This is a genomic window from Gemmatimonadota bacterium (genome assembly GCA_016720805.1).
Taxonomy (GTDB): Bacteria; Gemmatimonadota; Gemmatimonadetes; order Gemmatimonadales; family GWC2-71-9; genus Palsa-1233.
Window position 1 is genome coordinate 65,486 of the sequence record JADKJZ010000007.1, and the last position, 24,045, is coordinate 89,530.

The window sequence follows — 24,045 nt, forward strand, 5'->3', positions numbered from 1 at the left end:
TCGCCTCGTCCTATACCCCTAATTCTCTTATGCCTTACACATTTACTGATGGGTGGCCCGATGTCCCAAACGCCGATGATGCTCCTCAAGGGTACGCTCGACGTGCTGATCCTCAAGACCCTCAGCTGGGGCCCGAGCCATGGCTACGCCATCTCGCGCTGGATCCGCCACGTGACGGGCGATGCGCTGACGGTCGAGGAAGGAGCGCTCTATCCTGCCCTCCGACGGCTGGAAGAGAAGGCGCTGGTGGATTCGCAGTGGGAGACCACCGCCACGGGCCGCGAGGCGAAGGTCTATCGCCTGACGCCTGGAGGGCGGAGCCATCTGCGCACTGAACTCAGCCACTGGAGTCGCTATGTCGCCGCGATGACGCGGGCGCTGGAGGCCCGGCCGACTGGGGCGATCGGGTGACCGGGCGCGACCCGCTGGACCCCTTGCCGCTGTCGGGGCAGAAGCCGATCGGGGATGACGTGGCGCGGGAGATCGAGGGGCACATCGCGCTCCGGACCGAGGAACTCGTGGCGTCCGGGTGGGCCGCCGACGCGGCACGCGAGGAGGCACTCCGAGCCTTCGGTGACGTGACGCGGGTGCGCGATGAGTGCGTGTCCATCACCCGGCGCTCCCGCCGCGCCCAGTCCCGCGAGGAACGCTTCGGCGCCCTCTGGCTCGATCTCCGCTTCGCCGCCCGGATCCTGCGACGGTCGCCCGCCTTCACACTCGGTGCGATCGTCACTCTCGCGCTCGGCATCGGCGCCAACACCGCCATCTTCTCGGTGGTCGATGGCGTACTGCTCCGCCCCCTGGCGTTCGCCGAGCCGGACCGCCTCGTCGACGTGAAGGAACGCCATGACGGCGGCAGCACGTCCGACCTCTCGTGGCCGAACTTTGCAGATTGGCGTGACCAGGCTCGCAGCTTCGACGGTCTCGCCGCCTACAGCATCTCGGAAGGGACATTGCTGGGGGCCGACCGGCCGATGCACATCCGGACCGCGGCCGTCTCGGCGGGATTCTTTCCTGTCATGGCGATCACACCGCTCCTCGGACGGCTGCCTTCGGCCGACGACCACCGCCTCGGCGCCGCCCCGGTCGCCGTCGTCAGCCACCGCTTCTGGCAGACGCACTTGGGCGGAGTGCAGGACCTCGGCTCCAGGCGCCTCCGCACCGACTTCGACTTCGAGGTGATTGGCGTCCTGCCGCCGGGAATGACCTTCCCCGCGGACGCGGACCTCTGGTATCCGGTCGAGCTGTACTCCATGGGTGTCAGTCGCACGGGGCACAACTTCTCGGTTGTCGGTCGACTGAAGCATGACCAGACCGAGCTCGCGGCCACGCGGGAGCTCGACGTCCTGACCGACCGGATGCGGGCCGCGTCGCCCGGAGATTTCGACGCCGCCGGTGCGACCATCACGCCGCTCCAGGAGGTGTTGACCGGATCGCGCGCGCGCCCCCTCCTCCTGATCCTCGCGGCGTCGGCGCTGCTCCTGATCGCCGCGTGCACCAACCTGGCCAGCAGCCTGCTGGTCCGCGGCACCGGCCGCAGTCACGAACTGGCGATCCGGTCCGCCATCGGTGCCGGCCGGGGGCGCCTGATCCGGCAGGTCTTCACCGAGAGCGTGCTGATCGGCCTTCTCGGCTGTGCGGCCGGTCTGGTCGTCGCGCTGGGCCTCCAACGCCTCCTCCTGGCGATGGCCCCCGCGGGGCTGGTGCCGGCCGGCATGGCGCCTTTCGATGCGAGGGTGATCGGCTTCTCCGTGATCCTCTCCCTGTTGACCTCGGTAATGTTCGGCCTTCTCCCCGCGCTGCGAGGTTCGTCGATTCGTCCGGCCGACGCCATGCGCGAGGGAGGCCGCAACAGCGGCTCACGACGGAGTCGCCGACTCTGGTCGATGCTCGTCGCCGTCGAGGTCGCACTTGCCGTGGTGCTCCTGGCCGGTTCCGGACTGATGATCCGCAGCTTCGCCTCACTCACCGCGATCGACCCCGGCTTCCGCACAGATCATGTCTTGACGACGCCGCTTGATCTCCCGGTCTCCTCCTATCCGACGGGGCGGGAAGCCGTGGAAGTTCACCGCCGCATCGTTGCCGCGATCGGAGAATTGCCGGGGGTGGTCGCGGTGGGCGTGGGCAATCGGCTGCCGCTCGAGAACAACGGCCCCAATGGCGCGATCCAGGTCCTCGGAAAGACACCGATCGCCGGCAAGGACTACACGGGAAGCGCGGTCTACCGGGTCGTGAGCGATGGCTACTTCGAGGCGCTGGGGATGCGCCTGATCGCCGGCCGCTTCTTCACCGCCGGCGACCGTGAAGGCGCCGCGCCGGTGGCCGTGGTGAGCCAGGCCCTGGCACAGCGCGAGTGGCCAGGCGAGTCCCCGATCGGCCGGCTCCTCCGGCCGTACGGGATGGACGAGGACAGCGGGAAAGACTACGCCACGGTCGTGGGTGTGGTGGACGACATCCCCCACGCCGCGCTCGCCGCCGAGCGCATGCCGGCAGTGTGGTATCCCATTGCCCAGATGCCGGCGCGGGCGCATGGGTTGACCCTCGTGGTGCGGACCGCCGGGGCGCCCGCCGACCTGGCCCAGCTGGTTCGCCAGCGCATCGAGGCGATCGATCCCCGCCTTCCCGTCGACTTCCTGACCATGGAGCAACGGCTCACGGCCACCATCGCGGATCGCCGCTTCGTGATGGTGGTCCTGGCCACCTTTGCGATCGTCGCCCTGCTCCTCGCCGCGGTCGGCATTCACGGCGTGGTGGCCTACACGGTGGCCCAGCGCACGCGGGAGATCGGCATCCGGATCGCATTGGGCGCGGCGCCGCAGCGCGTGCAGGCGATGGTGCAACGCGGCGCGATGGCCGTGATCGGCCTCGGGTTGGCGGTGGGCGGGGTCGGTGCGCTGCTCGGCACCCGGGTCATGCGGGCCATCCTCTACGACGTCGAACCCGGAGACCCGCTGACGCTCCTGCTGGCCGTCGCGGTGCTCGGCGGCGTCGGCTTCGTCGCCAGCTGGCTGCCGGCCCGGCGCGGGGCCCACACCGATCCGGTTCGTGCGATCCGGACCGAGTGAAACCGGCTGCAACCCTTTGGCGTATTCCCTCATCATTGATGGTATCACCATGTGAGGGAATGCCATGCCCGACGAACTCGAACTCTTTCAGGGGACGCTCGACGTCCTCGTCCTCCGGGCGCTGAGTCACGGCCCCCGACACGGCTACGCGGTGGCCCGATGGGTCGAGGAGGGGTCTGACGGCACCTTCCGCATCCTGGACGGAGCGCTGTATACCTCGCTGCATCGGCTCGAGGAGCGTGGCTGGGTCGACGCCGAATGGGGCATCTCGGAGCGCGGCAAGCGCGCACGGTTCTACCGACTCACCACGGCAGGCCGCGGCGAATTGCGGAAGCGGACCCGGAACTGGGACCGGTACGTCGTCGCCGTCGCGAAGGTCATGGCCGCACCGGCGAGGGCCTGACCGATGGCACCCTCGATTCCCGCCTGGCGTCGCTACCTCCGCTTCGGCGGCCCGGATATCGCGGCCGACATCAATGACGAGCTCGCCTTTCACGTCGAGGAGCGGACCCAGGCGCTCGTCGACAGCGGCCTGACGCCCGAGGCCGCGCGTGCCCAGGCGCTCGCCGAGTTCGGCGACCTCGGCGCGACGCGTGCCTCATTGCGGCTCATCGACGAGCGGATCCACCGCCGGCGCGGGACGCAGGACCAACTGCGCGTCCTCGGTCACGAAGTCCGCCTGGCCTTCCGTCGGTTGGCACGCCAGCCAGCGTTCACAGTCCCCGCCGTGCTCACGCTGGGTCTGGGGATCGCCGCGACCGCGGTCGCCTTCACGCTGCTCCAGACCGTGGTGCTGCGCGCGCTGCCGTTTCCGGACGCGAACCGCCTCGTCTTCCTCTCCTCGCCCATGCCGAAGATCGATGATGTCTGGGGCATCGCGCGACACCAGCTGCCGTACTACAAGGCCAACGTCCGGGCCTTCGAGGACATGGCACTCTATCGCGCCTGGGAGGTCACGATCCCGGGCGAGGGGACGGTGCGCGCGGAGCGCGTCGTCGCCGCGAACGTCTCGGCGAGCATCTTCCCCACCCTGCGGATCGCCCCCGCGCTCGGCCGCGTGCTGCGGCCCGAGGACAATCTGGCACGGCCGGCGACGGTCGTCGTCTTGAGCCACGGCTACTGGATGCGCCGGTTCGGTGGTGATCCCGGTGTGATTGGTCGCATGCTGACCGTTGACGGGACGTCGCGCGAGATCGTCGGCGTCACGCCGCCGGGCGCCTCGCTCCCCGATCGTCAGGTCGATCTCTGGTTGCCTGACCACATCGATCCGGCCGCGCAGCCCATGAACAACCACGTGCGCAACGCCGTCGCGCGACTCCGGCCCGGTTTCACGGCGGCCGACGCCGAGGCGCAGCTCGTCCCGCTCGTGGCCCGCATGGACGAGCTCTTCCCATCGGCGTACCCGAACCATTGGATCCGCAACTCGGGCTTCCGCACGGCGGTCGCACCGCTCCGTGACGAGATCGTCGGGGGCTCCGTCGCGCGCGCGCTCTGGATCCTCTTTGCCGCGGTCTGGCTGGTGCTGGTCGTTGCGGTGGCCAACGTCGTGAACCTGGTGATCGTGCGCGCCGAAGCCACCCGGCGCGAGACGGCGATGCGAACGGCGCTGGGCGCCTCGCGTAGCGCCCTGGCGGCGCATTTCCTGACCGAGGGAATGGTGATCGTCGGTCTGGGATCACTCGGGGCCCTCGGGCTCACCCTGCTGACGCTTCGCCTGATCCCGGCGCTCGCCGCAGGGACCCTCCCCCGGCTCACCGAATTGCATCTCGCCTGGGAAGGATGGCTGCTCTCGGCCACGATCGCCGGCGTGATCGCCATCGTCATCGGGATGATCCCGATGGCGCACGCCTCGACCGATCCGCAGACCTTGCGCGAGGGCTCGCGCAGCCTCACGGCGTCGCGTAGACGGCTGGCGATCCGGAACCTGCTCGTCGTCGGACAGGTTGCGCTCACGGTAATGTTGCTGGCCGGGGCGGGACTGCTCATCCGAAGTGGCATGCGGTTGCGCGCGGTCGATCCAGGGTTCTCGCCGGCCGGCGTGACCACCCTGTCGCTGGCGCTCTCGCCGGTGGTGTACAAGGATTACGAATCCGCCGCGCTGTTGTACCGACGCCTTGCCGAGCGGCTGGAGGCGGCACCGGGGGTCCGATCGGTCGGCTATGCAGAGGCACTGCCGCTCGCCGGTGACATCGGGTGTACCGGCGTCTCGTCGCGCGCCGAGGGACCGCAGGCCGCGCGCGGCCGCTGCATTCCGCTGCTGCAGGTTTCGCCAGGATATTTCGCGACCATGGGAATCTCCGTGCGTGGACAGTCTCCCGACTGGGGCGAAGTGACCCGCCGCATCGGCGGGGTCGTGGTGTCGCCCGCGCTCGCGCACCGACTCTGGCCAGACCAGGATCCGATCGGACAGCCGATCCAGTGCTGCGGCAGCGGAGGCTGGGATCGCGTCGTCGGGGTCACCGGTGAGGTCCATGGCAACTCCCTCGAGACCCCGCCGGGCGAGATTGCGTACTTCTCGATCGCCCCCCCGGACAGCGCGCCAACGAACAACGTGCCGCTCAACGTTTTCCTGGTCATCAAGGCACCGACGGTCACGCCGTTGACGCTGCAACGCCTCGTGACGCAGGCCTTGGCGGAGATCGACCCGACCGTGCCCGCATCCGCCGCGAGGCCCATGACTGAGCTGGTGGCCGAGTCGATGGCCAATCGGACTTTCATGCTCACGCTCCTGGCGGCGGCTGCCGCCATGGCGCTGGTCTTGAGTGCGGTCGGCCTCTACGGCGTGATCGCGTATGTCGTCGGGCAACGGGAGCGCGAGATCGGCGTCCGAATCGCCGTCGGAGCGAGCGGCCGGCAGATCGGTGGGTTGGTCATCGGTCAGTCGCTTCGTCTCGTGGCCCTCGGCATCGGGCTCGGCATCGCCGGCGCGCTCGCGGGGACACGGGTCCTGACCGCGTTCCTCTACGAGATCAGTCCGACCGACCCCGTCGTGCTGGGTGGCGTGGCCGGCCTCGTTGCGCTGCTTGGCCTGCTCGCGAGCGGACTGCCAACGCTCCGCGCCATCAGGACGGATCCGGTAATTGCGCTTCGAGCCGACTGAGTCGCCGCGTCGCGGGCTGCAACCAATGCGGCCCGCCATGCGTCTTATCCAGCTGACTCCTTCAGGATCCCCCTGGTGAATTTTCGACTCGCCCTGCGACATCTCCGCAAGAGCCCATTCGTCACGAGCATTGCCATCGCCTCGCTGGCGCTGGGGATCGGCGCCAACGCGGCGATCTTCTCGGTCGTCGACCAGATGCTCCTCCGCCCCCTGCCGGTCCCTGAGGCCGACCGCCTGGTCTCGTTCAAGGCACCGGGCCCGAATCCGGGATCGCAGTCGTGCAGCCAGATTGGCGAATGCGACGAGGTGTTTTCCTACCCGATGTTTCAGGACCTGCAACGCGAGCAGACCTCCTTCACCGGCATCGCGGCCCACGTCGGATTCTCCGCCAACATCTCGGCGCAGGGGCAGACGGTGAGCGCGGATGGCCTCCTCGTGTCGGGTTCCTACTTCCCGGTGCTTGGCCTGGCCGCGCAACTCGGCCGGCTGATCGGTCCGGAGGACGCCGCCAATCCGGGCGACGGGCGAATCGCGGTGCTCAGTCACGAGTATTGGCAAGGCACGCTCGGCTCCGACCCGAGCATCATCGGGAAGATCATCGTCGTCAACGGGCAGTCGCTCGAGGTCGTCGGCGTCGCACCGCGCGGTTTCCGAGGCACCACCCTGGGGCTCGCACCGCGCGTCTTCGTCCCCATCACCCAACGCGGGACGATGGAGCCGGGCTGGAAGGGCTTTGACAATCGCCGCTCCTATTGGGCCTACCTCTTCGGCCGATTGAAGCCGGGCGTCTCGCTCGAGCAGGCGTCGGCCGCCATCAATCCGAAGTACAGCGGCATCATCCAGAATGTCGAAGCCGCCCTCCAGCAGGGGATGAGCGACAAGACGATGGTCGACTTCCGGAAGAAGCCGCTCGTGCTGACGCCGGGATCACTCGGGCAGAGCTCGGTACGCTCGGAGACGACGACCCCGCTGGCCATGCTGTTCGGGGTCACGTTGCTCGTGCTGCTGATCGCATGTGCCAACATCTCCAATCTGCTACTCGCCCGGGGCGCGGCGCGCTCGAGTGAGATGGCGGTTCGTCTGGCGCTCGGCGGCACTCGACGGCAACTGCTCTCCCAATTGCTGACCGAGTCGTTGTTGCTGGCCGGCGCAGGGGCAGTGGTCGGGCTTGGCGTCGCCCTGCTGACTCTCCGCGCCTTGCAAGCCGTGATGCCTGAAAACGCCGCGGCGACCTTCCAGGCCAACCTGGATCCCACGGTGATCGGCTTCACGGCGGCACTCAGTCTCCTGACCGCGGTGCTCTTCGGCCTCTTCCCGGCTCTGCACGGCACGCGCCCGGACTTGATCGCCTCGATCCGCGAACAGGGTGGCCAGACCTCCGGCGGCCGTGCCGCGGCCCGGTGGCGCACGGCACTCGCCACCGGCCAGATCGGCCTGGCCATGGCGCTGCTGGCATCGGCCGGGCTGTTCACCAAGAGTCTGGCCAACATCACGCGCCTCGACCTCGGCGTGAAGGTGGATCATGTCGTGACCTTCGGCCTCTCCCCGGAATTGAATGGCTACACCTCGGAGCGTTCGCAACAGTTCTTCCAGCGCGTCATCGACGCGGTGACGGCCATCCCCGGGGTAACCAGCGTGGCGGGGGCGACCGTGCCCCTGCTGGCCGGCAGCAACTGGGGCACCGATGTCGGGGTCGAGGGCTTCCCGAAAGGCCCCGACGTGGACAACAACTCGCGCGTCAACACCGTGGGGCCCGGGTACTTTGCCACCGTCGGGATCCCGCTCATCACCGGCCGCGAGTTCAACCGTGCCGACGTCCTCGGCGCGCCGAAGGTGGCGGTGGTGAACCAGGCCTTCGCGAAGAAGTTCAATCTCGGGGCCAATCCGGTCGGCCGCCGCATGGACAGCGGCAACGACAGCCTCGACATCGAGATCGTCGGACTGGTGCAGGATGCCAAGTACAGCAATGTGAAGACGGAGATTCCGCCGCTCTTCTTCACGCCCTACCCACAGAATCAGCAAGCGGGCGCGCTCGCCTTCTATGTGAAGACCGGTGGTGACCCGAAGGCCCTGCTCCCGGTGCTGTCGCGAATCATCAAGGGGCTCGACGAGAACCTTCCGATCGAGGAGCTGCGCACCATGCCCGAGCAGATTCGCGAGAATGTCTTCCTTGACCGGCTTGTCTCGCTCTTCTCGCTGACGTTCGCGCTGCTCGCGACGCTGCTGGCCGCCATCGGCCTCTATGGCGTGCTCGCCTTCACCGTCGCGCAACGCACGCGGGAGTTCGGCGTCCGGATGGCGCTGGGCGCCGATCCCGCCCGCGTCCGGACCATGGTGCTGCGACAGGTGGGCATGATGACGTTGATCGGCGGGGGCGTCGGACTGCTGGCGGCGATAGGTATTGGACGGGCCGCCCAGTCGCTGCTCTTTCAGTTGCAAGGCACGGATCCGGTCGTACTTGCAGCGTCCGCTGGTGCACTTGCGGTGGTTGCGCTCGGCGCCGGGCTGGTGCCCGCGGTGCGCGCATCGCGGCTCGACCCCGTCCGCGCGTTGCGGTACGAATAGGCTCGGCAGACGGGAACTTCGGCACGGCGCCGAAGTTCCCGTCACTGGTCATCGTACGGCGCGCGCGACCCGGGTGATTGCCGCCACACTCATATCCACGTCGTCCGGCGTGGTGGCCCACGATGACACCGAGATCCGCATCGCCGTCTTCCCCTGCCACAACGTCGGACCGGCCCAGCAGGTGCCTTCCTCCTGTACCGCCGCGATCACCCGATGCGTCTGCTCCGGCGAGCCGAACGAGACCAGTACCTGATTGAGCACCACCTCGTTCAGAATCTCGAAGCCCGCCGCTTCCAGCCCCTTGGCGAAACGGCGCGCATGAGCACAGGTCCCAGCGATCATCGCCGCAAGCCCTTCCCTGCCGAGTGACGTCAGCACCGCCCAGACATCAACGCCGCGCGCCCGTCGCGAGAGCTCCGGCGTATAGTCTGACGGATTGCGCTCCTCACTCGCCGTCGGGAGATACGACGCCGTCACCGCCATCGCGGCGCGCAGTGCCTCTCCATCCTTCACCAAGGTGATGCCGCTGTCGTAGGGAACGTTCAGCCACTTGTGCGCGTCGGTCGCCACCGAGTCGGCGGCGTCGATGCCGACCACGTGGTGCGCCAGCGCCGGCACCGCACCCGCCCACAAGCCGAACGCCCCATCGACGTGCACCCATGCCCTAGCGGCGTGCGCGTGCGCGATGATGGCCGGAAGCGGATCGAAGGCGCCGGTATTGAGGTTGCCGGCCTGCGCCACCACGATCGTCGGCCCGCTGATCGGGGGGAGCGCCGAGGCGATCATCCGCCCCTGGCCATCGACCGGGACGCGGACGATGCGGTCACGGCCCAGACCGAGGAGCCCGAGCGCCTTGAGCACCGTGGGATGCACCTCCTCGCCGACGATCACCGTGATCGGCGGTGCCCCGAAAAGACCATCGGCCTCCACATTCCAGCCGGCGTTGGCGAGCACGCGATGCCGCCCTGCGGCGAGACCACAGAGATTCGCGACCGTGGCCCCGGTGACGAACGCCCCGGCGGTATCTGGCGGAAAGCCGAACAATTCGGCCATCCATCGCAGGGCGACGCGCTCGATGACGGCCGTGCCCGGGGTGGCACGGTACAGTCCAGTGTTCTGGTCCCACGCCGTCGAGAGCCAATTGGTCGCCACGCTGACCGGCAGTGCCCCACCGATCACGAAGCCGAAGAAGCGCGGCCCCGCCATCGCCATCGTCGCAGGTGCGACCATCGCGTCGAGGCGGGCGAGCACGGCGGCTGGCGTGGTGCCGGTCGCCGGCATTGGTTCGTCGAGTTCACCCAGTCGGGCGACGGCCGTTGCATCGGGCGCGACCGGGCGGGCGTCGAGACCCTCGAGATACCGTGACGCGCGGGCCGCCGCGTCCTGGAGGAGTCGTGTGGTGTCGTGGTCCTGCAGCGAGGGTGCGGTCATGGGCTCGGTTCGTCGGGGTGAAGGGTCAGCACGGAAAAATGGGCTCCCATTCCAGATGCGCAATTGGAACGCCCAGGACGACATGTCGTGAATCGGTGCGCATCGGCGCATTTGCCGATACACCTTCTCCCTCAGGAGCACGTCATGTCGTTTGTATCCCGCCGGTCCCTCTTCGCCTCGGCTGCCGTCGTCCTCGGTGCCATCGTCCTGGCTCCGCGCCCCGCTGCCGCCCAGGATGGCAAGAACTGGATTGCCTCGCTGCACGGCACGCACCGGATGCTGTTCGATGCCCCGGCCACGGCCAACGGCGTTCCGCTGGTGCACTTGATGAACTACTACGACACGTACAACACCGCCTTCAATGTCCCGGACAGGGAGATCGACGGCATCCTCACCTTCTACGGCTTCACGACGTTTCATGGGCTGACCGATGCGATGTGGTCCAAGTACAACATCGGGGCCTTCCTGAAGGAGAACGATGCCAAGGGAGTCCCCTTCACCGCCAACCCGTGGCGTACCAGCCCGAGCGCCCTCGGCATGGTACTCCCGCAGGCGAGCATCGAGGCGATGCAGAAGCGCGGCGCCACATTTCTCATCTGCAACAACGCGCTGCAGATCCTCTCGGGGATGCTCGCCAACGCCCAGGGCCTCGACCCGAAGGTCGTCTACGCGGACATGAAGGCGCACATTCTCCCCGGCGTGACCCTCGTGCCGGGGATGGTGATCGCGATCGACCAGGCCCAGCGCGCCGGGATCTCGTACCACCGCCAGTAAGCCGACGCACGAAACCCACGGCCCGCTCCCCGCGCAGTAGCTTATGGACGCGCAGGGAGCGGGCCCTGGTGTGCCACCCTCCTCGCACGCGGGATTCCTCTCCCCCTGGAGGACCGGCCGATGTCCCATCTGCGCCTGGAGAACCGTCACACCGGCGAAGTCCTCGACCTCCGGCGGATCCGGGAGCACGGCGTCGAGTGCCTTGAGCTTCGCGGCACCCTCCCTCCACGTCGGCAAGGCGCCATCCTGCATGTGCACTACGTGCAGGACGAGGAGGGATTCGTCACCGAAGGCGTCCTCTCCGCGATGGTTGACGGCGCGGTGCTCCACGCAGGGCCCGGCGAAGTGGTGTCCCTGCCGCGCGGCGTCCCGCACAGCTGGTGGAATGCCGGGGCAGCGCCACTCGCCTTTCAGGGAATCGCGCGGCCTGCTGCCGATCTCGACCGCTACCTGCAGGCCATCTTCGAGGTGATGAACCGGAGTCCGGCCGATCGCCCTCGCTCTTCTACCTCGCACACGCCTCGTTGCGCCATCGTGAGACGCAGCGCGTCATCTTGATGCCACGTTGGATCCAGACGCCGCTCTTCCGCGTGATCGTGGCCATCGGCACCGTGCTCGGACGATACCGCGGGACCGCGTGGCCCGGCTGCCCCGCCAATTGTCCGGGAGCGCCGACGCTGGCCTAAGGCGTGGTGCCGCCGGGATGGCGCCTGGCCCCCTTCCCGGCATAGTCTTGAGGGACCACCCGCGGTTGCCCCCAACCAGCGCCGGAGCGTGCTATGGCCGAAGCCAAAACGAAGCCCACCAAGGCGAGCGTGACCGCGTACCTCACCGCGATCGAGGACCCCGACCGTCGCAAGGACTGCCGCGCATTGGCGACCCTGATGGCGAAGGTGACCAAGGCGAAGCCGACGATGTGGGGAACCGCCATCGTCGGCTTCGGGAGCTACCACTACAAGTACGACAGCGGCCATGAGGGCGATTCGTGCCTTACCGGCTTTGCCTCCCGCTCGACCGGCATCAGCGTCTACCTGATGGGAGACTTCCCCGGGCGAACCGGCCTGCTCGCCAAGTTGGGGAAGCACAAGATGGCGAAGGCGTGCCTGACGATCCGGAGACTCGCGGATGTCGACCTCGCAGTACTCGAGCAACTCGTCGCCGGGTCCGTCAAGGCGGTGGCGACCCGATACGGCAACACCACCATTTGAGCATCACCCCTTTCAGGCCGGGGCACACCCGGATCACGGAGTCGGCATGAGTATGCGTCCCACCAGTTGTCCCAAGTGCAATGGCCCGATGGAAGAGGGCTTCGTCCTCGACAAGGCACACTACGGCGCTCCCACGACACCGGAATGGCTCGAGGGGAAGCCGGAGCGCTCCTTCTGGACAGGACTCCGCACCAAGGGGCACGATCGCTACCACGTGATGACCTATCGGTGCGAGCGCTGCGGGTACCTCGAGTCCTACGCCGACTCGGCGCCGATCTGATGGGGCGATCGCGCGGTGGTCACCTCGTCATCCTGCTGCTGGCCTCCCTGCGCGCCGGGACGGCAGCGGCACAATCGGTCACGCTCGAGTCGGTCGTATGGCGCACCCCGGCGATCCGCAGCCTCAGGAACGTCGTGATGCAGGACTCGGTGCTCTTCCCGGCGCTGGGGGCGTGTCGGGTGGCCTCCGAGGCGCTGCAGTCGAAGGTGGTGGCCAAGCTGCTTGAGGATGCCGATACCGCCGGCGCCACGCGTCATGCCGAGATCGCGCCAACGCAGTGGGATGCCGCCTGCCTGCTGCGCACGGTGGACACGCTCCCGGGGCTGTTCGGTCGACGGGGCAGCGTGGCTCGCATCGAGGAAGTGGTGGGGTTGGCACGTTCGGGGCGGATGAGCGGTGAGCAGCGCCAGGCATTCGCGGAACGGCTCGCAGCGGCAACGCCAGCGATGCCGACGACAGCCGCTGCACTGCGGAACGAGCTGCGCCAGGAGTACCTGGCCGACTTCGTCCGTGACCGTCTCGCCGAAGATGAGAGCCTGCGGCGGAGCCAGCCCCTGCCCGACTTGAGTCGACCGCCGGCGCCGCTCTCCCTGATCATGCCGCCCGCCAACTTTCCCACGTCGATGTTCGGGAAGCAGGTTGTGGCGACCTTCCGCCTGGGCCCTGATGGTGTCGTGGAGATCGTCTCGATGACCCCCGAGATCAGCGATTCTACCTACCGGATGGCGCTCCTGACCACCTTCATGCGCTATCGGTTCCGCCCCGCGACCGACCAGCAGGGTCGTCCCGTGGGCGGAACCTATGTCTACACGTTCGGCTTCAATCGGGGGCCTCGCCCCTGATCACTCCGACTTGACCGATCCGACGAAGAGGATCGGCATGGTCGGCGCCGTCGAACCGCCCGTCGGTTCCATCGTAACGGCACTCGCCGCGACCGTGCCCGCAGGAAGCGTGACCTGCTCGATCAGCGCGCGGCCCTGCGCATCCGTCTGGAAGGTCACGGACGGAACGGGTACTCCATCGACGATGAACCAGAGTTGATAGGTCTTCCCCGTCGGTGCCGTGTCGAGCGAGGCAATGGAGAGCAGCGCGGTCTTCCGGACGCGGTCGAGGTAGACGCGCACCGTCGGCTTGGCCGCTCCCGTCGAGGCGAGTGTCACCAATTCCACCCCGGGGTCCATCAGCCGCGCCAACAACGAGTCCCGCTCGGCCAGCGTGGTCGCCGTCTTCGCCGCCAGCGCCTGCGCGGCTGCCGTCGCCTCACGTTCACGGTTCAGATTCATGGACTGCACCGCCAGCAGCGCGAGCGACGCGGCGAGCCCGAGCCCCAACCAGAGCGGCGCACGAGAAGGCCGCTGGGCACGGATCGGCGTCACGGGCGTCTCCGTGATCACTGGCGGTGCCTCAGGGAGCCGAACCGCGTGCGCCATCACACGTGCCTTGAGCTCGGTGGGCAGGCCAGCTGGCGTGCTGAGCGCGAAGTCGGCAAGCGTGGCGCGAGCCTCCTGCACTCGGCGGGCCAGCGAGCTGTCCGTCCCAAGTCGGGTCTCGAAGGCGGCGAGTTCCGCACCCTCGAGCATGCCGAGGACGTACTCCTCGACCAGTTCCGTCACTGCGTCATTCGACAGGTCGCTCACGTGTGCCCCCCAGGCCCGAGCGCGGCGACGAGGTCGCGCATCTTGCGCAGCCCGAGGCGCAGCCGCGTCTTGACCGTTCCCAGCGGCTCGTTGAGCCGTTCGGCAATTTCAGACTGTGACAGCCCCTCGAAATAGGCCAGCTCGATGGCGGTCCGTTGCGCATCGGGCAGGACCAGCAAGGCGTCCTGAATCCTCCGTGCCCGCTCGTCGGCCAGCACACCCGCGATCGGGGACGCATAGCCACTCCCCATCGCCGCCGGCGAGGCTGTCTCCGCCTCTGCGGCATCGGCGAGCTTCCCGCGACGCGACCGGGCTCGCAACAGGTCCAACGCCCGACTCCTCGCGATGGTCACCAACCAAGCGGCGACCGATCCACGCCCGCCCTCGAACCTGGCGGCCTCGCGCCATGCCTGTGCGAAGGTGTCCACGACCACCTCTTCCGCATCCGCCTGCTCCCGGGTGATCCGCAGCGCCAGACCGAGCAATCCGGGCGCGTACCGATCATACAGGGCGGACATGGCAGCGGCATCGCCGCTCGTCATGGAACGCACGAGCGCGGAGTCGTCTGGCGGAAGGCGGTCGGCAGGGTGTGGCATGCTGCGGGGGACGTTCCTCGGTGGGCTACCCGGCACAGAGCAGCAAGCCGAATCCTACCCGATCGAGGAGCTCCATCACAAGAGCGAGTCCTCACGGGAGCCCCTGTGACGCCTCGCCCGCAAGGAAGACGAGCGTGCGACGGCGCCCGTCGATCCGGGCTTCCACGACGTTCACCTGATCGTCGAATCGCTCCTGCAGGAGCGTCGCCGCGATCCGCCCGTTCCGGAGTCCCCCGATCGCCCTCCCGCGGAGCGCGATCCGGAGGCGATCGCCCTCGGTGGTGATCTGGGACGGCGTGAGGGCGACGAGTCGGCCGTCGGCGTCCCGAACCACCAGCGTGCGCGCCAGATACGCGGCAATCGCCTCGGGTCGGTTCCCCGCGGGAAAGTCGGCCTCGTACACGAGCACCGTCGCCCGGATGTCGTGGCCGAGGCCGAGGACGTCGATCCGTGCGGCATGGACCGGATGCCGTTCGGCGGCAGCCAGCAGTCCGACCATTGCGAGGACCGCGACGACACGAGGCAGGGTCACCATGGCAGCCGCCCGGCCGCGATCACCAACGCGGCCCCACCCACGGCGACGGATGTCAGCCGCAGGCGCCACCGGGTCGCGTCGTCGCGGCCCGCCGCCACGACAGCGCCAATCGCCCAGTCGGCCAGGGTCAGGGTGGAGACGATCGCCGCAAGGATCACAGCCTGCCCCAGCTCGATCCCGATATTGAAGCCGAGCAGTGGCAGGGCGATGCCGCCATCGAAGAGCTGTCCGAGTGTGGTGGCAAAGCCGGCGCCGTGCACCAACCCAAAGAGGCCGGCAAGCGCAGGGCGTTGCCATCCGGCCGGACGCGCACCACGACTCCAGAGATTCTCGATCGCGGCCACCACGATCGTGCACGGGATCAGGAACTCGACGAGGGCGCTCGGCACCGCCAGCACTCCGAGTGCCACGAGCGCGAGGGTGATGCTGTGCCCGATCGTAAAGGAACTGACCACCGCGAGGCCGTGTCGCCAATCGCGCAGTCGATAGCTGGCGGCGAGGGCCGCGAGGAAGAGGAGGTGGTCGAGCGCCTCCAACGAAACGAGGTGACGGATCCCCACCATGATGAAGGTGGCGATCATCGTGCCATTCCCAACGCCTTTGCGTGGGCCTCCAGCAGTCGATCCTCGGTGCCCCACCGAAGCGCCTGGGTCATGGCCACCCGCGCCTCTGCGTCACGCCCCGCCTTGTGGAGCGCCCACGCGTACACGTCGTAGCCGAGCACGTCCCTCCGGGTCAGCAGCTCCGCCTCGGCCTGCGCCAGGACGGTGGGGACCTGTCGCCCACGATCCAGCAACGCGAGCCGCCACTGCCGATGCCACGCCGTGCCGGGGACGCCCGCGATCAACGTCTCGAAGGCACGAAACCTGTGCTCCGATTCCTGGTCGCGCCCCAAGCGCCGCATCGCCTCGGCGGCGAGTGCCAGCGCCAGGGGATCGCCACCATGCGCCATCGCCGCGTCGGCATACTCGAGGGCATCCGCAGGATCGTTGGTGTCCAGCGCGAGCTGCGCCTGGGTCATCAGCACGCGCGCATCGTCCGGGGCGACTGCCGCGGCCGCCTTCAGGGCGCGCGCCGCGAGTCGCGTCGCGCCAACCGTGCGCGCGAGATCTCCCAGACGGAGGTCATACCACGCGATCTGTTCCGCGGGCGTGAAGGCCATGCGCCGAGCGTCTTCCCTGGCCTGCTCGAGCATCGCCTTGGCATGACCCGCGCGGCCACGCATGGCCGCCCACCGGGCCACCCGCGCGGTCACGGCCGGATCCTCACCCCCGTGGTCCAGCGGGGTGAACAGCCGATCCGCCAAGGGATAGTCTCCCTGCTCGAGCGCAATCTCGGCCCGCAAGGACTGCGCGCCATGCGAGGCGGGATCGGCCGTGAGCAAGGAGTCGGTGGCGTCGGCGGCCTCGGCGAAGCGGTGCTGTCCGATCAGCGCGATGGCGAGCACGCGGAACGCCTCGCTGTTGTGGGCGCGGCGATTGGCCAGGGATCGACGCGCCTCCTGCTCGGCCAGCAGCAGGTCGGCCGGGCTGCCTCGCTCGCGCGCACGCTGGAGATACAGCGCCGCCAGTCGAAGCCGATCAAAGGCGCCGGTCGGGTCGCGCTCGGCTCGCATCGTGTACCACGCGATGTCGGCATCGCGCCGACTCCGCTCTCCGGCGACATCCCACCCCGGCGATGCCGCGACGCGCGTGTGACCCCGCATCGCGACCGCCGTTGCTCCCCCGAAGAGAACCACGACACTGGTGATGGCAGCCACACGCGCCCACCGCATTAGTTCTTCACCGCAAGGTACGGGAAGGTCGTGAGGAAGTTCGAGTCGTTCGGGACGTTGTCGGACGCCAGACCGGGCGACACGTTGCTCGGGTCGAGCAGCGCACCGAAGATGGCGCTCAGTCCGGCATCGACGACGTCATCGCTCAACTTGCGCCCGCCGTAGCCATCGGCGAGGGCCCAGCTGAGCCACCCGGCGCTGGCGATGGGCTTGTCGGTCTGCACGATCAGCATGTCGGGCAACAGCACGGTCGCGAGCGTGTTCTGGACCGTCTGGTTGCGACCGGCCACGGTCGCGATGAAGTTCACGAACTCGGCGCGAATATTGGTCGGGTCGGCGGCCGGCCCGGTGCTGCCGTGCAGGGCATGGCTGCGCTTGGCGAGGAAGACTTCGCTCACCAGCGGATTGCCGAGCCGCTGCACCTGGTTGTACATCCGGGTGCCATTGTCGGTCGGCATGGTGGTGCTGTCGCTGCTGCAGCCGGCGGCGACGAGCGCGCCAACGAGCAGCAGCGGGGTGATGGCAAGACGGGTCATGGGGGCAAACCTCACGCGGGAGAAGGAAGAGTTCATCGGGAGATCGTGCCCCAGAGGCCGATCTTGGCGTTGCCACCGGCGGTGAGTTGCGCAGTCGGCAACTCGATCACCAGGGAGGCGACGTTGGCGCCGTTCAGCACGTTGACGGCCTGCCCCACGGGACGAAACGCCGAGGCGGTGGCGGTCGACGGCGTGGAGAGCGGGCCAGTGCCGGGGCGGCGATCCGGGAGAATCCGGAAGAACTGCTCAAGGTCGATGAAGAACGGCTCGTCCCGGACGCCGGCGTAGACCTGCATGCCGCTCGTGGAACCCAGCGTGGTGTTGATCGCGCCGGTGACCGCCGGCTCCATCGAAGAGACGACGTTCTGCATCGCCCCGCGGACGGTCGGCGCGAACGGACCGCGCACGAAGACCTTCTGGTTGGCACCGGTCCCGGAGAAGGTCACCTGCAGCACGAGGTCTTCGAGCGCGTCCCCGGTGTTGTCGATCTTGATCTGGTAGAGGAGGTTCGGATCGAACGACGAGGACGCCGCCTCGGCCGGCGAGATGAACGGGTGCGAGTTCAACACCAGTGCGATCCGACCGGCGGTGGTCGGGAAGGCATAGAAGTCCGTCATGTCCTGCGTCGGATTGAGCTCGACATCGGCGGTGTCCTGGTGGTCGGACGCCTGGACGAATTGCCAAGCGCCGGTCAGGGCCGCGACGCCGAGGACGGCGGCGAGACCGAGCCGCACGGTTCGGGAGGGGGTATGCATCAGGGTGGTACTCCTGGTGGAGGTGGTCGTGCTTCTGCACGCACCAGGGGTACGGCCTCGAACCGGGATCGGATCTCTTCCCGTCCGACGACGGCAGGGGGTGTCCAATTCCGACCCCGGGCCACAGATTTCTGACACTCCCTTCGCCAATCGACGGCCTCATGACCGCACCCCCACCTGTGCGCAGCCAGTCTTCCTATTTCTGGCTCTGCCTCGCCCTCTCGGCGACGGTGTTCTATGGTTTCTCGATCACCTACTTCCAGCCGATGCTGGTGGGGGCCTACCCCGAGTCATCCGCTACCGTCCATCTCCACGGCTGGACCTTCTTCCTCTACTACCTCCTGCTCCCGCTCCAGGCGTGCCTGATCCGGGCCCGCCGGGTGGAATGGCACCGAGCCCTCGGCACGCTGAGCCTCGGTCTCGCGGCGGCGATGGTCGGCACCGGGATGGTGGTGATCGGGACGCAGATGAACCTCTCGCTGCAACCTGATGGCTCGCCATTCTGGCAGGGGATGGGGCCGGCGGTTTTCGCCACGCTGATCCTCTTCGTCATCTTCTACACGCGCGGGATCCTGGCACGCCGTGATCGGGACCGGCACCGTCGCTTCATGTTGCTGGCCAGTGCCGGCGGGATGGGCGCAGCCGGCTTCCGGGTGATGACGCAGGTTCTTGGCTTCACCGTCTCGGCGGGCGTCGTCGGAATCCTGGTCCCGAATCTCTTCATCGTCGCCGCCATCCTGATCGACCGCCGACGCGGGCGCCCACTGCATCCGGTCTACCGCACCGGGCTGCCGCTCTCGGTCGGGCTGGAGGTCGCCGCCTTCCTGGTCACCCCGACGCCAATCGGTCGTGTGCTGGCCGAAGCGCTCGGCTCGGTTGGTCGTGCCCTCGCACCACTCTACTGAGACCACCACCCCATGCTCCTCTCCGCTCCCGCCCTGATCGGCATCGCACTGCAAGCCCAGTTGATCGCCACCCTGCCGCGGACGCCGCTGCCCAAGCCGGCGCCAGGTGTGGCCCACGCCGGGGTGCATCAGAACACCGCCGCCGCAGGCCGGCTGGTCGGGGCGACGCTGACTCTCGAGGTCGACATCGTGGAAAGCGGGTGGAAGCCGGAAGGGGCCGACGATCCCGAAGTGCCGATCCTCGCCTTCGCCGAGCATGGCAAGCAGGCGACCGTCCCGGGCCCACTTGCCCGCGTGCCGCTCGGGACCACGATGCTCCTCACGCTTCGCAACCTGACCGACTCGGCGCTGGTGATCGGCGGACTGCGTTCCACGCTTTCGGCGGCGCGCGACACCATCCAGTTGCCGAAGGGTGGCACGCGCGATATTCGGGTCCGGTTTGGCGCGTCGGGGACGTTCGCCTATTGGGGTGCCTTCCTCGGCACCGACCCGATGGATCGGCTCTGGAAGGACAGTCAGCTCAATGGAGCGATCGTCGTCGATGCCCCCGGCACCAGCATGCCCGACCGCGTCCTCGTCGTCAGCGAATGGTTCTACCCCTATGATGAGAACCGGCCGTTCGAGGTGGTCTCCGTCATCAACGGGAAGGGATGGCCGTACACCGAGACGATCCACCTGACGCAGAATGATTCGACCAGATTTCGCGTCGTGAACATGACGTCACTTTTTCACCCGTTCCACCTGCACGGCTTCTTCTACCGGATCGAGTCGAAAGGCGATGGGCGACGGGACCTGCCGGTCGCGATGGGGTTGCGGCACCTCTCGAACACCGACCTGCTCGCCCCGGGGAGTACGGTCACCTTCTCCTTCCTGCCTGCGACGCCAGGGAACTGGCTCTTCCACTGCCATTTCTCCTTCCATACCGATGAGACCGTCACGCTGAGCGGGTCGCCGAAGGACTCCCTCGAAGCGGCAGCGATGGCGATGCCGGGCGGACCACACCGGATGGAGGGCGCGAGCGGGCATGCGATGCGCGGCCTCGTCGTCGGGATCAAGGTGGCACCGGCTCCGAGTTACGTGCCGACCTCCACAGCGAACGCGCGCGAGATGCGCCTCCTCATACAGAGGAAGCCGAACGCCCTGATGACAGGTGCCCCGGCATATGGCTTCGTGCTCCAAGCGGGTCCGAACGAACCCGCCAAGGATTCGGTGACCCTCCCCGGCCCGGTGCTCGAGCTGGTGCGCGGCAAACCGGTCCGGATCCTCGTGAAGAACAACCTCGACGAGCCCTCGTCCGTCCACTGGCACGGCCTCGAAATCGAGAGCTTTCCCGATGGCGTACCGCACTGGAGCGGCCTCGGTGACAAGGTCTATACCCAGATCGCCCCGCACGACTCGTTCGTCGCCGCGTTCACGCCACCGCGGTCGGGGACGTACCCGTACCACTCCCACCTCGATGAGCGGCACCAGATCAACTCCGGGATGTACGGGGCGGTGATCGTCACCGACACACCGCGTGACCTGACGCATGATCACCTGATCATCGCCGGCGGCGGTGGTCCCGAAATTGAGCCGAAGGCGGAGAGCTTCTATGCCCTGGTCAACGGCAGGCGTTCTCCCCGACCGCTCAGGCTGACCGTGGGTGAGACACATCGGTTGCGGATCGTCGCCATCCATCCCGACTGGAGGATCTCGTTCACGCTGCAGACCGACTCGAGCGTGGCCCGGTGGCGGCCGACCGCGAAGGATGGCGCCGTCCTCCCCCCAACGATGCGGGTGTCGCGCCCGGCCCATATCGAGATGGGCCCGGGGCAGACCGCCGACTTCGAGTTCATCCCGACGCGCCCGGGAACCTGGCGCATGGAGATCCGCTCCGTCGAAACCGGCTGGTACATCCCGCTCGACGTCATCGTCGAGGCCAAACCCGCGAAGCGGTAATTCCATGGCGACGGCGGTAGCTTTCGGCTGATCCTGATTCCGGGGCGGGCATGAGCGAGCGGGAGTACGACGACGAGGAAGTGGCGGCCATCTTTCAACGGGCCGCTTCGCCGGAACATGCGAGCGTCGCTGCGCCCGGCCAGGGAAAGGGCCTCACGCTCGCGGCACTGCAGGAGATCGGGCGGGAGGTCGGCATCGCCCCTGAATCGATCGCCTCTGCCGCGCAATCGCTTGAGCAGGCACCGCGCGCCAAGCCCGCCAGCGTGCTCGGTGTCCGGATCGGCGTGGTGGACGCGGCCGAGTTCGACCGCCCGATCAGCGACCCGGAATGGGAACGGCTGGTCTCCGATCTGCGGACGACCTTCGACGCGGCCGGCGTCGTCCGCTACGACGGTCCCTTCCGCCAGTGGAGCAATGGCAACCTGAAGGTCCTCGCGGAGCCAACGGCCACCGGGCATCGGCTGCGCTTCCAGACTGTCAACAGCGCCGCGCAGGGGATGATCGCCGCGGGCCTCGGCGCGTTCATCGCCGCCAGCGGGGCGCTCCTCGCTGCGCCGAATGCGCCAGGCGCCGGCGCGGCCTTCCTGGCGCTCGGTGGCGCGGCGGCACTTGGCGTCGGGTGGTGGCGCCTGAAGGGGTGGGCGACCCAGCGGCAGTCCCAGTTCGCCGCGCTCGTGGGCCGGTACCGCGGTGCCCGCATCCTCCCGCCTGGGGTGGGGTGACAGGTGGCGCTGACCGCGACGATCTACAATCTCGACATCCAGCTGGCTGACGTCGATCGTAGCGTCTACGAGGAGCTGGCCCTCCGCGTCGCCTGCCATCCCTCGGAATCGCCGGAGTATCTGATCGCCCGGGTGCTGGCCTACTGCCTGGAGTACCGGGAGGGGATCGCCTTCGGGCGGGGAATCTCCGAGCCGGATGATCCGCCGATCGCGGTTCGCGACCTCACCGGCAGCCTGCTCGTCTGGATCGAGATCGGCTCGCCCGACGCGGCGCGGCTCCACAAGGCAAGCAAGGCGGCGCCGCGCGTCGCGGTCTACACCCACAAGGAGCCGCGCACGCTGCTGCGGCAACTCGAGGGGGAGAAGATCCACCGCGCCGACGCGCTGGAGATCTACGCCTTCGACCGTGCGCTGATCGACGGACTCGTGGAGCTGCTCGATCGGCGCACCCGGCTGGCCCTCTCGATCTCCGACCGGGAGATCTACGCGACGGTCGGCGACGTCACGGTCTCCGGCGCGGTGGAGCGGTACCCACTCGTCCCCTAGTCACATCCCGCATCACCTTCACCCGCCGCGAGCATTCCATGGAACGACGCCCCTTCGTGCGCTTGGCCGGCCTGTCGGCCCTCACCGGCCTCTTCGGCGCCCGCCGGACGGCCTGGGCCACTGCCCCTGGCACCACTGGCCCCACGCCCCGCGCCCGGCAGCTGGAGCTTCGTCCTCCTCCCCGACACGCAGTGTTACAGCGAGTCGTTCCCCGACGTCTTCATGGCGCAGACGGAGTGGATCGCGAGGCAACGGCAGGCGCGCAACATCCAGTTCGTGCTGCATCTCGGCGACATCACCAACAACAACGTCCATCCCGAGTGGATCAACGCGCGCCGGGCAATGGACGTGCTGCGCCAGGCCGGGATCCCGCACCTGCTGGTCCCGGGCAACCATGACATGGGGACGTGGGGCAACACCGACTCGCGCGAGTCGTTCTTCAGCGACTACTTCATCCAGCGCAACGCGCGCGTCGCGGGAGAGTCGGAGAACGCCTTCCTCCGGGTCACCGTAGGCGAGGCGAAGTTCCTCATCGTCGGCCTCGAGTTCGGACCGAGGGACAAGGTCGTCGAGTGGGCCAACGAGATCGTGGCCAAGTACCCCGACCACCACGCCATCCTGCTGACCCACGTCTACATGTATTCCGACGACCAGCGTTACAACTGGACCGGTCCGGGGAAGGCACAGAGCTGGAACCCGAATGCCTATGGCGTTGGTACCAACGCGGCCCTGGCGGCCGAGGGCGTCAACGACGGCGAGGCACTCTGGCAGAAGCTGGTGAGCCGACACAAGCAGTTCGTCTTCACCTTCAACGGCCACGTCCTGAACGACGGCATCGGCACCCTCGAGAGCAAGGCACCGCTCGGGCACTCCGTGCACCAGATGCTGGTGAACTACCAGTGCGGCGTGGTGCCCGACCGCAAGAAGGGTGGCGGCGGCTTCCTCCGGCTGGTCGAGGTGCAGGCCGACGGTCGCACCGTGAACATCAGCGACTACTCGCCATACTATGACCAGTGGTTGACCGATCCCGATCGAAAGTTCACCATTACGGTCGATCGCGATCTCAACAAGCCCGCGACCCCATGACGTTGCCGTCGCGTTGACGGTCCGGGCCTCGTGCCCGCCCTCGCACCACCCACGGAGAACACCATGCGCCGCCTGATGCTGGTCCTGAGCACCGCAGTCGTGATGGGCTGTGCCAAGAAGGAAGAGGCGCCGCCGGAGACCGTCGCCGAGCCGCCCGCGCCGGTGGCCCCGCCCCGATCGACATGGCCGCCGTCGCCGGCACATGGGAGATGAAGACGATGGGGGCCACGTCCGACAGCGTGCTGACCACCTTCACCCTCGAGGCCTCGGCGGACACCGCGGGCTGGCTGATGGCCTTCCCGAAGCGGACGCCGATGAAGCTGAGCATCACCGTCTCGGGGGACAGCATCATGTCGGTGAGCCCCCAGTACGAGAGCGTGCTCCGGAAGGGGGCCAAGGTGCAGACCAACACCGTCTTCCACCTGGTCGGCGACAAGCTGATCGGGCACACCACGGCCCATTACACGGGCGCGGGAGCCGACTCGGTCGTCATGTTGCGCAGTGAGGGCACCAAGGCGCCGAAGTAACCAGGCGCCCGGCAATGGCAGGGAGCGACGGGTGGTCGTCCAATCGGGCGACCACCCGTCGTCGG

The 24,045-nt window shown here is 68.1% G+C and carries 25 protein-coding genes; 17 read left to right on the forward strand and 8 right to left on the reverse strand.

Going from position 1 to position 24,045, the window contains the following annotated elements; genetic code table 11:
• Nucleotides 1-60 precede the first annotated feature (60 nt).
• The 5 genes from IPP98_07840 to IPP98_07860 all read left to right on the forward strand — a co-directional run bounded on the left by IPP98_07840 (nt 61) and on the right by IPP98_07860 (nt 8,730).
• Nucleotides 61-411: a PadR family transcriptional regulator gene (locus IPP98_07840; protein ID MBL0179020.1), complete on the forward strand. Its 351-nt coding sequence runs from the start codon at nt 61-63 to the stop codon at nt 409-411.
• Complete coding sequence (locus IPP98_07845) at nt 408-3,065, forward strand: ABC transporter permease (protein MBL0179021.1); 2,658 nt, start codon at nt 408-410, stop codon at nt 3,063-3,065. The genes IPP98_07840 and IPP98_07845 overlap by 4 nt, the downstream gene beginning before the upstream one ends.
• 64 nt (nt 3,066-3,129) lie before the next feature.
• Nucleotides 3,130-3,468: a PadR family transcriptional regulator gene (locus tag IPP98_07850; GenBank protein ID MBL0179022.1), complete on the forward strand. Its 339-nt coding sequence runs from the start codon at nt 3,130-3,132 to the stop codon at nt 3,466-3,468.
• A 3-nt stretch (nt 3,469-3,471) separates the two neighbouring features.
• A complete protein-coding gene (locus tag IPP98_07855; protein MBL0179023.1) occupies nt 3,472-6,165 on the forward strand; it encodes an ABC transporter permease in 2,694 nt (897 codons plus the stop codon).
• A 75-nt stretch (nt 6,166-6,240) separates the two neighbouring features.
• On the forward strand, nt 6,241-8,730 hold the full coding sequence (locus IPP98_07860; GenBank protein MBL0179024.1) for an ABC transporter permease: 2,490 nt from the start codon (nt 6,241-6,243) through the stop codon (nt 8,728-8,730).
• A gap of 48 nt (nt 8,731-8,778) precedes the next feature.
• On the opposite strand, the gene IPP98_07865 is transcribed toward IPP98_07860, so the two are convergent.
• A complete protein-coding gene (locus tag IPP98_07865; protein ID MBL0179025.1) occupies nt 8,779-10,161 on the reverse strand; it encodes an aspartate aminotransferase family protein in 1,383 nt (460 codons plus the stop codon).
• Nucleotides 10,162-10,305: 144 nt separating this feature from the next.
• Here IPP98_07865 and IPP98_07870 point away from each other — a divergent pair, with 144 nt between their 5' ends.
• From IPP98_07870 to IPP98_07890, 5 genes are all read left to right on the forward strand, one after another.
• Nucleotides 10,306-10,935, forward strand: coding sequence for a hypothetical protein (locus tag IPP98_07870; protein MBL0179026.1), 630 nt, complete (start codon nt 10,306-10,308; stop codon nt 10,933-10,935).
• A gap of 120 nt (nt 10,936-11,055) precedes the next feature.
• On the forward strand, nt 11,056-11,493 hold the full coding sequence (locus tag IPP98_07875; protein ID MBL0179027.1) for a cupin domain-containing protein: 438 nt from the start codon (nt 11,056-11,058) through the stop codon (nt 11,491-11,493).
• Between the two features lie 221 nt (nt 11,494-11,714).
• Nucleotides 11,715-12,143: a DUF1801 domain-containing protein gene (locus tag IPP98_07880; protein MBL0179028.1), complete on the forward strand. Its 429-nt coding sequence runs from the start codon at nt 11,715-11,717 to the stop codon at nt 12,141-12,143.
• Between the two features lie 46 nt (nt 12,144-12,189).
• Nucleotides 12,190-12,423, forward strand: a complete 234-nt coding sequence (locus tag IPP98_07885) for a hypothetical protein (GenBank protein ID MBL0179029.1) — start codon at nt 12,190-12,192, stop codon at nt 12,421-12,423.
• Nucleotides 12,423-13,265, forward strand: a complete 843-nt coding sequence (locus IPP98_07890; protein ID MBL0179030.1) for a hypothetical protein — start codon at nt 12,423-12,425, stop codon at nt 13,263-13,265. The genes IPP98_07885 and IPP98_07890 overlap by 1 nt, the downstream gene beginning before the upstream one ends.
• Here IPP98_07890 and IPP98_07895 read toward each other — a convergent pair whose 3' ends face one another.
• The 7 genes from IPP98_07895 to IPP98_07925 form a co-directional block, all read right to left on the reverse strand.
• Nucleotides 13,266-14,060, reverse strand: a complete 795-nt coding sequence (locus IPP98_07895; GenBank protein MBL0179031.1) for an anti-sigma factor — start codon at nt 14,058-14,060, stop codon at nt 13,266-13,268.
• Nucleotides 14,057-14,602, reverse strand: a complete 546-nt coding sequence (locus tag IPP98_07900) for a sigma-70 family RNA polymerase sigma factor (protein MBL0179032.1) — start codon at nt 14,600-14,602, stop codon at nt 14,057-14,059. The genes IPP98_07895 and IPP98_07900 overlap by 4 nt, the downstream gene beginning before the upstream one ends.
• 145 nt (nt 14,603-14,747) lie before the next feature.
• Complete coding sequence (locus IPP98_07905; protein ID MBL0179033.1) at nt 14,748-15,191, reverse strand: hypothetical protein; 444 nt, start codon at nt 15,189-15,191, stop codon at nt 14,748-14,750.
• Nucleotides 15,185-15,772 carry a HupE/UreJ family protein gene (locus tag IPP98_07910; GenBank protein MBL0179034.1) on the reverse strand — a complete coding sequence of 196 codons (588 nt, stop codon included), beginning with the start codon at nt 15,770-15,772 and terminating at the stop codon, nt 15,185-15,187. The genes IPP98_07905 and IPP98_07910 overlap by 7 nt, the downstream gene beginning before the upstream one ends.
• Nucleotides 15,769-16,950 carry a hypothetical protein gene (locus tag IPP98_07915; protein MBL0179035.1) on the reverse strand — a complete coding sequence of 394 codons (1,182 nt, stop codon included), beginning with the start codon at nt 16,948-16,950 and terminating at the stop codon, nt 15,769-15,771. Before IPP98_07915 ends, IPP98_07910 begins: the two co-directional genes overlap by 4 nt.
• Before the next feature lie 14 nt (nt 16,951-16,964).
• On the reverse strand, nt 16,965-17,501 hold the full coding sequence (locus IPP98_07920; protein MBL0179036.1) for a DUF4331 family protein: 537 nt from the start codon (nt 17,499-17,501) through the stop codon (nt 16,965-16,967).
• A 32-nt stretch (nt 17,502-17,533) separates the two neighbouring features.
• Nucleotides 17,534-18,256, reverse strand: a complete 723-nt coding sequence (locus IPP98_07925) for a DUF4331 family protein (protein ID MBL0179037.1) — start codon at nt 18,254-18,256, stop codon at nt 17,534-17,536.
• A gap of 161 nt (nt 18,257-18,417) precedes the next feature.
• On the opposite strand from IPP98_07925, the gene IPP98_07930 reads away from it, so the two are divergent.
• The 7 genes from IPP98_07930 (at nt 18,418) to IPP98_07960 (ending at nt 23,980) form a co-directional block, all read left to right on the forward strand.
• Nucleotides 18,418-19,161 (forward strand): hypothetical protein, encoded by a 744-nt coding sequence (locus tag IPP98_07930; GenBank protein MBL0179038.1) that lies wholly within the window; start codon nt 18,418-18,420, stop codon nt 19,159-19,161.
• A gap of 12 nt (nt 19,162-19,173) precedes the next feature.
• Entirely contained in the window at nt 19,174-21,099 is a 1,926-nt protein-coding gene (locus IPP98_07935; protein MBL0179039.1) for a multicopper oxidase domain-containing protein, read from the forward strand.
• 50 nt (nt 21,100-21,149) lie between these two features.
• On the forward strand, nt 21,150-21,821 hold the full coding sequence (locus tag IPP98_07940) for a hypothetical protein (protein ID MBL0179040.1): 672 nt from the start codon (nt 21,150-21,152) through the stop codon (nt 21,819-21,821).
• A 3-nt stretch (nt 21,822-21,824) separates the two neighbouring features.
• Nucleotides 21,825-22,367 carry a YaeQ family protein gene (locus tag IPP98_07945; GenBank protein ID MBL0179041.1) on the forward strand — a complete coding sequence of 181 codons (543 nt, stop codon included), beginning with the start codon at nt 21,825-21,827 and terminating at the stop codon, nt 22,365-22,367.
• Nucleotides 22,368-22,589: 222 nt separating this feature from the next.
• Complete coding sequence (locus IPP98_07950; GenBank protein ID MBL0179042.1) at nt 22,590-23,453, forward strand: metallophosphoesterase; 864 nt, start codon at nt 22,590-22,592, stop codon at nt 23,451-23,453.
• Between the two features lie 63 nt (nt 23,454-23,516).
• On the forward strand, nt 23,517-23,666 hold the full coding sequence (locus tag IPP98_07955; protein ID MBL0179043.1) for a hypothetical protein: 150 nt from the start codon (nt 23,517-23,519) through the stop codon (nt 23,664-23,666).
• Complete coding sequence (locus IPP98_07960; protein ID MBL0179044.1) at nt 23,636-23,980, forward strand: hypothetical protein; 345 nt, start codon at nt 23,636-23,638, stop codon at nt 23,978-23,980. Before IPP98_07955 ends, IPP98_07960 begins: the two co-directional genes overlap by 31 nt.
• Nucleotides 23,981-24,045 lie beyond the last annotated feature (65 nt).